Below are 7,509 nucleotides of genomic sequence, written 5' to 3'. Positions count from 1 at the left end.
TCGGACACGCTTCTCTCCCTGGAAGTAGTCTGCCACCCCGAAACCGGTGAACTCTGGGTTTTCGGCGACGACAGCGATCACAATATCAACCTTTCGCGGAGTACAGATAACGGTGATAACTGGACGACGGCTGAGCTTGTGGCCACAGATGCCATTCTGCCATCGGCAGCCCCAGGCCCTGCGGGATGGGTCTACCTGACTTACCGGAGGGTTTCCGATAACAAGATCATGTCCGTCGCCTTCGGTGAGACAAGCTATTACGAAACGGAAGTCGCCGATGGCAGCGATTCGTCCGCCCCTATCGTAGCTTCGGAACAGTCCGGAACCAGTGATGATCTCTCCATCATCTACCATGACGCCAATTTCGATATCATAATGGCCATGTCCATTGACAATGGAGCCACCTGGAGCATTTCAAGCGCGATTTCAAAGGGTTATTACCCCTTCATCGATGTGTACAGGCAATCGAAACACGCCGCCCTTGCATTCGTTGATTTCACTACCGAGAATATTTTCTACGCCTCAGCAGCCAATATCGCTGACCTCGCAACTGTAAGCCCTGTAGTAATATCCAACGAAACCGTTTTCCTTGGAGGACCTCCGGTTATAAGGTACGGCGGAATCGGGTCTGAAGTCGCTCTTTTCTACATGGGCCCAGGCAGCGGCGGCCCAGCTCCGCAGGATCTCTGGTACGACAACTCTTTGCATACACAATCGAACCCGGAGGCGGGAATTATTGAGAAATACGGTCTTACGGCCGGCCCCAATCCATTCACGAACCGTTTCGCTGTCGAGTTCAGATTCGATACACCTTCCGAATGCAATCTTGATATCTACTCGATGGATGGACGGCTTGTTGAATCGGTTTACAATGGGATAACTGATGGCGAAACACTGAACACAGGTGAGGCCCTTCCAACCGGTGTTTACAGTGTGGTTTTAAGAACAGGCAGCTCAATAACTACCCGGAGGGTTGTGAAGCTCTAGCTCTTACAAGACCTGTAACGGAAGCGGCTGCGGGGCATTTGACCCGTAGCCGTTTTTCATGGAGCCCCGTCAAAAAATCGATTTCCGTTCTTCTTCCTGCAGTAATGTCCTGAAGCATGCTGCACCTGTTGGAAGATGATTCAAGAAGAAAACCCAGTATTTCTTCCGCCTGCACTACCGCTGCATCCCTGAGATCAGCTGGAATAACCCTGGCAAGTTCGGTAAAAAGTGAATCGACAACCGCTCCGAGACCGGCCTTCAAAAGCTGGTTGTTCCTGAGGCCTGAGAGAGCGCCAAGAGGATTAATAACACTGTTTGTTAACCACTTTGACCACCGCACAGTTTCCATATCTTCTGTCGGAACAACGTGAAGAGAACTTCTACTGAACAGCTCTTCTGCCCTGCCTTCTGAAGATACAATAAGATCGCCTTCAGCGGTTTCAACAAGGTTTTTATCCAGAAGGTGAAAACCTGCGGTTAGAACGGCTGGCTCAACTCTTTCTTCCCAGGATTCCCCCCACTCCTCTTCAAGCCCCATCCCGTTAGTAAGGCAGATGCAGCGCCCGTCAGTGGATTTCATGACTGCTTCAGCGGCATACTTCAGATCGTACGCTTTCAAGGCTAAAATACAGTGATCACAGTGGATGTGATCTCCGGACTCAACTTTTTCTATAACAGCATTTCCGTGAATGGCTCCGATTGTCTGAATTTCTATAGTGCCCCGGCCGCTTCCAGCCGGCCCCGCAAGAAAAATATCCAGATAACCGGAAAGGGCGACGGCAAGTCCTTTTCCGACTGCGCCGTCACCCCAGATAATTACCGATTTATTTCTCGGCACTTTTCTCAGCGGGTTTCTTTCCTTTTTTCTCGACTTTTTCCTTGATCTCTTCGACCTTTTCCAAACCCTTGTCTCTGGCCTCTTCAAGCTTCTTTCTGGTTTCCTCAAGCTTATGAATCGTTTCCTCGTATCTCTCTTTTCCGGCTGTGGAAACCTCGTCGATCATTTTCTTTCCCTCGGCTATCAGCTTTTCAGCCTCAGCCCTGAAATGTACGTAGAATTCCTCACCCTTGCCGTAAAGTTCTCCGGTTGTCGCGCGCACTTTCTCCCTTGTTTCCTCACCCTTTGCGGGCGCGTACAGAAGGGCTACAATGCCTCCAGCCAGAGCGCCGGCTACGAATGCCCAGAATTCTCCTTTGCCGTTTTCAGCCATTGTTCTCTCCTTTCATTTTCCGCAGCATTTCTTGTATTTTTTTCCACTTCCGCATGGACACGGATCGTTCCTGCCAACTTTCGGGTCCTCCCTTACAACGGTAACCTGTTTTCCACCTCTTCTCTGCGGTTCCTGACTTCGGGCAGGGCCCGCTAAAGGAAGGGTTGAGGAAGGATGCATGGCGTTTCCGCTAACCTGCCTGTTCTCCGGAAGGTCGGCTCTCGCGTTCCGGGGCCATAGGGACAGTACCTGTTTTACAACCAGCTTATCTATTCTGTCAAGCAGTTCCTCAAAAAGGCCGAAAGCTTCCTTCTTGAATTCTACAAGGGGGTCGCGCTGAGCGTAAGCCCTTAGATTAATGCCCGATTTGAGGTGGTCTATCCCGTACAGGTGTTCCCTCCACATCGAATCTATCGAACTCAGTACTGCCCTTTTCTCAAGCTCGGCTGACAGCTCCATCCCTATCTTTTCCTTCTTCATGTAATAGTAGTCAAGAACCTTATCGGCGGCGGCATTCCTCGCCTCCTCGGCGGAATACTCGCCCGACTGCTTGTCGCCGATATCTCTCCCAGAAGTATCTGCGACCTCTCAAGATTCCATTCCTCACCCTCGGTTTCGTCAGGTATTGTCTCTATGAGAATGTGCTTTGATACCGCGCTGACCATGTCAATTACTTCCTCAGTGAGTTCTTCCCCCCCGCAGAGGGCCTGAAGCCTTCTGTCGTAAATAACCTCACGCTGACGGTTCACTACATCGTCGTATTCAAGAAGGTGTTTTCTTATTCCGAAGTTGTACTCCTCAACTCTTCTCTGAGCTTTCTGTATAGCTTTTGTAAGAAGAGAGTGCTCGATCGGTTCGCCTTCATCGTCCCCACCGCTTCTTTTCATAAAATCTATCAGTTTCTCAGAAGCGAATAGCCTGAAAAGGTCATCCTCAAGCGAGAGATAGAACCTGCTGGAGCCGAAATCGCCCTGGCGGCCGCTTCTTCCGCGGAGCTGCCTGTCAATCCTTCGGGATTCATGCCTGGCCGTGCCTATAACGAAAAGACCGCCGGGAACCCTGTTACCGTTTCGGTCAGTTACTTCCTTGATATCATCGGCCAGCTTGATGTCGGTTCCACGGCCGGCCATATTGGTGGCTATTGTAACAGCGCCCTTCTGGCCCGCCCTTGTTATTATTTCTGCCTCCTGCTTATGATGTTTGGCGTTAAGAACACTGTGAGGGATCTTTCTTGCTTTAAGGAGTTTGGAAAGCAGTTCCGAAATATCCACCGAAACCGTGCCAACAAGTACCGGTTGATCCATTGAATGAAGCCGCTGGATCTCATTCATTATTGCGTTGTACTTCTCACGCCTTGTTCTGTAAACCTGGTCGTTGAAATCCTTCCGTACTACCGGGACATTCGTAGGCGCAACAAACACATCGAGGTCGTAAATACTCTCGAATTCATCAGCCTCGGTTTCGGCTGTTCCGGTCATCCCCGCAAGCTTCGAATACATTCTGAAATAATTCTGTATGGTTATGGTCGCGAGGGTCTGGGTTTCGCTTCTTATCTCAACGTTTTCCTTGGCTTCAAGAGCTTCATGAAGGCCGTCACTGAAGCGCCTTCCGGGCATCAGCCTGCCGGTGAACTGGTCAACTATCACCACTCTATCGTCCTGAATAACGTACTCTACATCTTTCTCGTACATCTGGAATGCCCTGAGGAGCTGATCTATGTTATGCAGAGCTTCAGCTTTCTGAGAATGCTCATGGTAGGCCGTTCTTCGCAGCTCTGCTTTTTTCTCTTCCGGAATTTCCTGAAGTTCGATTTCGGAAATTTCATCACCGATATCCGTGAGAAGGAAAAAATCAGGATCGTTGGGAGAGAGTGTTTTCCTGCCGGCTTCGGAGAGGGAAATGGATTTTTCCTTTTCATCAAGGGCGAACAGAAGATCTTCTTCAAGTTCATGAGTTCTCTTCTCGCGGAGAAGAACCCCCTCCATCCTCTGAATGGCCTGAAGCCTGTCAGGGTCCTGTAGCGCATTTAAAAGTTTCTTCTGCTTCGGAGCCCCCTTCTTCGCCTTCAGGTAAAGAAGGGCTGCTTCCTCCTCATTTCCCTTTTCCCAGAGTTCGTTCGCCTCGGCAACAATGCTGTTTACAAGAAGGGTCTGTTTCCGGGCCAATTTGTGAACATCGTTCCTGTATTCCTTGTAGCGGTTCTTAGAATGCGCTACAGGTCCGCTGATGATAAGGGGAGTTCTGGCCTCATCAACTAGTACGCTGTCTACCTCGTCAACGATTACGTAGTTATGTCCCCGCTGAACCCTGTTCTCAAGTCGGACAGCCATATTGTCCCGAAGGTAATCGAAACCGAACTGGCTGTTGGTTCCATAGGTGATGTCCTTTAAATACTGTTCCCTTCGCTCTTCAGGGTTCATTTCCCCATGAATACAGCCGATGGACATACCAAGGTATTCGTAAACTCCGCCCATCCACTCAGCGTCTCTTTGTGATAGGTAATCGTTCACGGTTACCAGGTGGGCGCCTTTCCCTACGGGGATGTTCTCGATGGATTGAAATTCCCATTTTTCCGGATCATCGCCGAATTTTTCCTGAGCAAGCTCCACCCATTCCGGGTTCAGATCAAGAGCGTTCAGGTACATGGGCATTACGGCGACGAGTGTTTTACCCTCACCTGTAGCCATCTCGGCTATTCTTCCCTGGTGAAGCACCACAGCACCCATTATCTGAACATCGAACGGGACCATATTCCACTCGAGATTGCTGCCGGAAACCAGCCAGGACCGGCCAAGAAGTTTCCTGCATGATTCCTTAACGACAGCGAAGGCTTCACACATGATTTCGTCAAGCGATTCGCCATTTGCGAGCCTGACTCTGAACCGCCGTGTAAAATCCTTCAGGTCATCTTCAGAAAGTGTCTCGATTTTCTCGCAGTATTCGTTTACTTCATCAACGTATGGCTGAAGATCAGAGATTTTCTTTTTCTGTCTGTCACCGAACAATGAATTGACCATTTTCTTAAGCACAGTACCAATCCTCCATATATCGAAGCGGCAATAGTACCGCGTGTTCTCTACAACCGGCAGTTTCTATAATAATGAAAATAAAGGAATTCTGAAACATCAATATCTAAAAAGGCTGAGTTTCCATGGTTCTATCCTTTGATTCATCACCTGTTCCCGGCCATGGCGGCCTTTTGAGACATAGAACCGCAAGAAGAAGTAGTAAGATGCTAATAACTATCAGAAGTAATTTTTTCAAATTCATCGATAAGTTCCAGCAGTGAATCGGATTTCTGAACGTAAATCTCCAAAGTATCCCCTAAACAAAAAACTTCCTGAAGCCGTTCTCTTGAAACAATTAAATCCCCGTCCCGAAGAGCGTTTCTGCCCGAGATGTAGAGCGCCCAGCCAAGATTCCGGCTGGATTCGGGACATATTCTAGCGGTTCTGGCCCGTCTCAGCGCCCATATACGCCTGTCCGCATCCTCCTCGGCTTCTGCCAGAGAAGCACAGGCCTGCCAGTAGGAAAAGCCGGTTGATCCTTCAAGCCTGATCAGATGAAGCTGTTCTCTCGAACGCTCAATTTCCCCGTTCTCCGCGAGTTTCTCCGTAAATACACACCTGTAAAAACCCTCATTCGGCTGAAGGTCAACCGCATTCTCAACCAGAGCAAGTATACTGTCAGCGTTAACTTCGTTCTGAAGAAGTATCGCTAGCCACACGCACGCATCAGCAGCCGCCGAGTCGTGCCAGCAGCAGGAAGTATCAAGCAGGTACTCGACGGAAGGAGATGGATAAATGCCCAGTTCACGTTCAGCTACAGCAAGGTAGTAACGGCATACTCCTCCACCTCGCACATAATCGCCGCACTCAAGAAGTTCCTCGAACATCTCAAGGTTCTTCAGCGCTCTTAAGTATTCAGCGAAGTACCACTGGTTAGCGGGCTCGATCCTCCAGGCCGCAATGGCTGGTTCGAGAGCGTCTTCAGGCTTTTCCATTCTGTTGCACACCCATGCGTACCTGTAAAGGAGCCATGGATTGGACGGATCCTCGAGTGTTTCCTCAAACAGTACAGGAAGCGCGGCTGGAAGGTTGCCTGACCTTGTAAGGGAATCGCCGGGTGAAACCGCCATCAGGAACAGGAAAAGCGTAAGAAGATACTTCTCGGGAAGCAGTTCTTAAAATCCCGTCAGTGAAGAATCAGGAAGTGAACCGCTGCAGTGGAACTGAAACATGAAATTATCCGAAGGCTGCCACTTCAGATTCAGCCCGCCGAGAATACGGCCTGTTGAAAAGCCGTGAAAATCGTAGAGCCTGGCGTAACCTATATCGACAGAAGCGCTCCAGTCAGGATGAAGCAGGAAGGACATGGTGCCAACGGTTAAACCGCTTGCCAGTGTTTTTCCGCCTCCGGAAGCCATGCTGAAACTTGCATAACCGGAATAATCCGGATCAAACCAGGAGCCGGTGGGTTCTATCAACGAAAAACTGGATGGTTCAAGACCAACGGCAAAAACGGCCGATACAACGGCAAGCAATAATACTGCAATAATTGTTTTCATAATTGAAACTTCTCCTTAGGGTATTTCAATAGACTGCTATAGTAATATATTACCCCGAAGGCCGGGTCAATGTTCCATTTTTTGAAAGGCGCTGTATGGAAAAGATAGAATATCCGGATAATGTTGTCTTCAGGGAGGAACCTGAAGGGGGCATTCTTTTCAATGTAGATACAGGTGAGCTGAAACTCGTTGAAGATGTCGCGTGGGGAATATGCGACCTTATAGAAAAAAAGAAGAAGAGAAGCCAGATTCTGAAAAAATTAGAAGATCTTTACCCCGATGAAACCGATCTTGAGCATGATCTTGACAGCTTTCTTGAAGAACTCGTTGAGACGAAATTCCTTATTACAATAGAATGAACATCCCTCCACTTCGGCATCTCTATGTAAATCCTGTCGGCGAATGCAACCTTGCCTGCAAGCACTGCTGGATAGCTCCAAAGAGAAGTGAAACCCCGTTTCAAACGCGGGAAAGGCTGAACAGTGAATTCTCACCTGAGCAATTCGTGGATTTGCTCGATCAGGCTGTTGAGCTGGGTCTTAAAAATCTTAAATTCACAGGTGGAGAACCACTTCTAAGATCTGACTTTGCCGAATTATACAGAACAGCTGTAGAACATCCTGGAATACTTACCCTCGGCATTGAAACCAACGGCACACTGGTTCCAGATGGTCTCTGGGATGTATTTGAAAAACATCCGCCCAGAACAGTAGCGGTAAGCCTGGACAGCGTAAATGCCGAAGA

Annotated in this window: 9 protein-coding genes; 3 read left to right on the top strand and 6 right to left on the bottom strand. The window is 49.0% G+C overall.

Annotation, left to right across the window (positions count from 1 at the left end; genetic code table 11):
• A partial coding sequence (locus K8S15_04950) for a T9SS type A sorting domain-containing protein (GenBank protein ID MCD4775385.1) occupies positions 1-987 on the top strand: 987 nt, incomplete at its 5' end.
• On the opposite strand, the gene K8S15_04945 is transcribed toward K8S15_04950, so the two are convergent.
• The 6 genes from K8S15_04945 to K8S15_04920 form a co-directional block, all read right to left on the bottom strand.
• Positions 962-1,825, bottom strand: coding sequence for a hypothetical protein (locus tag K8S15_04945; protein ID MCD4775384.1), 864 nt, complete (start codon positions 1,823-1,825; stop codon positions 962-964). The genes K8S15_04950 and K8S15_04945 overlap by 26 nt on opposite strands.
• Positions 1,812-2,198 (bottom strand): YtxH domain-containing protein, encoded by a 387-nt coding sequence (locus tag K8S15_04940; GenBank protein ID MCD4775383.1) that lies wholly within the window; start codon positions 2,196-2,198, stop codon positions 1,812-1,814. The genes K8S15_04945 and K8S15_04940 overlap by 14 nt, the downstream gene beginning before the upstream one ends.
• A 12-nt stretch (positions 2,199-2,210) precedes the next feature.
• Positions 2,211-2,678 (bottom strand): SEC-C domain-containing protein, encoded by a 468-nt coding sequence (locus tag K8S15_04935; protein ID MCD4775382.1) that lies wholly within the window; start codon positions 2,676-2,678, stop codon positions 2,211-2,213.
• Positions 2,675-5,215: a preprotein translocase subunit SecA gene (gene secA, locus K8S15_04930; protein MCD4775381.1), complete on the bottom strand. Its 2,541-nt coding sequence runs from the start codon at positions 5,213-5,215 to the stop codon at positions 2,675-2,677. Before secA ends, K8S15_04935 begins: the two co-directional genes overlap by 4 nt.
• A 218-nt stretch (positions 5,216-5,433) precedes the next feature.
• Entirely contained in the window at positions 5,434-6,336 is a 903-nt protein-coding gene (locus K8S15_04925) for a hypothetical protein (protein MCD4775380.1), read from the bottom strand.
• Positions 6,337-6,381: 45 nt separating this feature from the next.
• The gene (locus K8S15_04920; protein ID MCD4775379.1) at positions 6,382-6,765 is read right to left on the bottom strand and encodes a hypothetical protein; all 384 of its coding nucleotides are present in this window, start codon (positions 6,763-6,765) and stop codon (positions 6,382-6,384) included.
• Between the two features lie 95 nt (positions 6,766-6,860).
• Here K8S15_04920 and K8S15_04915 point away from each other — a divergent pair, with 95 nt between their 5' ends.
• Positions 6,861-7,124, top strand: coding sequence for a PqqD family protein (locus K8S15_04915; GenBank protein MCD4775378.1), 264 nt, complete (start codon positions 6,861-6,863; stop codon positions 7,122-7,124).
• Positions 7,121-7,509, top strand: a 389-nt coding sequence (locus tag K8S15_04910; GenBank protein MCD4775377.1) for a radical SAM protein, incomplete at its 3' end; no start/stop codon positions are given. The genes K8S15_04915 and K8S15_04910, both read left to right, overlap by 4 nt.

The sequence above is a fragment of the Candidatus Aegiribacteria sp. genome, assembly GCA_021108005.1.
Lineage (GTDB): Bacteria > Fermentibacterota > Fermentibacteria > Fermentibacterales > JCC-6 > Aegiribacteria.
Note: the sequence above shows the minus strand (reverse complement) of the source record. Positions and strands in the feature narration are given on the sequence as shown.